The sequence below is a fragment of the Vibrio sp. Vb0937 genome (assembly GCF_033338855.1).
Genome location: NZ_JAWOTK010000336.1, coordinates 1 through 1,170, shown reverse-complemented (window position 1 = coordinate 1,170; position 1,170 = coordinate 1). Strand labels below are relative to the sequence as shown.

Genomic DNA, 1,170 nt, shown 5'->3' with positions numbered 1-1,170 from the left:
TTCCCTGAAATTCCATTGTTTGGACGCGCGGCGCGTGAACAGCGTTTAGAGCTACTGCGTAATGAACGTGAGGAAGTGGTTGAGAAGCACGCAAAAGCGGCTTTCGATTCACAAAAGATGCAGCGTCTTTACCAAGCATTCAACCAGTTTGTGGCTAACCACATTCAAGTCGCGTTTGAAGCTGACCCAGAACAAGCATTGGCAAATGTTCGCGAAAAACGTGGTCAAATCGCCCGTGTATTGGCTGATTTGGAAGCGAAAGAACAACAACATCGTTCTCAGCTTCAGACTAGCAAGCAAGCTCTGTCTTCGTTAGACAAGCTCGCACCAAACATGGCTCTGATTGAAGACGATACGCTGCAAGCGCGTTTCGACGAGCTGGAAGAGAAAATTGCGCAATTGTCGGAAGCGAAAGCGTTCTTGAACAACCACGCGAAAGCCGTGGCTGAGCTTGAAAAAATTGCTTCTGCACTTGATGCAGACCCTGAACAGTTCGATGCGTTAGAAGCAGAGTACAAAGCCGCGGACGAGCAACTTCAAGAATTGAAGAAGCAGATCTTTGCCTTGTCTGACCTCGTTGAGCGTCGTCACTACTTTGCGTATTCAGACTCCGTTGATTTGCTTAACCAAAGCAGTGAACTTAGTGAGCAGTTAAAAGCGAAGCTGGTTCAGGCTGAGCAAATGCGTACACGCTCTCGTGAAGAGTTGAAACAAGCGCAAGGTCAAATGAACCAATACAACCAAGTATTGGCATCATTGAAAAGCTCGCACCAAGCGAAATTGGAAACTGTTCAAGAGTTCAAACAAGAACTGCAAGAGTTTGGTGTTAACGCCGATGAAGGCGCAGAAGAGCGTGCGATCCGTCGCCGTGATGAGCTGCACGAGCGTCTACACACATCTCGTAGTCGTAAGAGTGAATACGAGCGTACCATCACCTCTACTGAGCTAGAGATGAAAGGTCTGGCGAAACGTCTGAAGAAAGTTCAGAAGGAATACGCAGAGCTGCGTACCTTCGTGGTTGCTGCGAAAGCGGGCTGGTGTTCAGTACTTCGCTTGGCACGTGAAAACGATGTTGAACGTCGTCTTCACAAGCGCGGGTTGGCGTACATGTCTGCCGATGAACTGCGTTCAATGTCGGATAAAGCGTTGGGTGCGCTGCGGCTTGCTGTT

At 48.9% G+C, this 1,170-nt stretch carries 1 pseudogene; it reads left to right on the top strand.

Features of this window, described 5'->3' with window-relative positions:
* Positions 1-1,170: pseudogene (gene mukB, locus R7P67_RS25515) on the top strand (chromosome partition protein MukB); the annotation flags it as partial.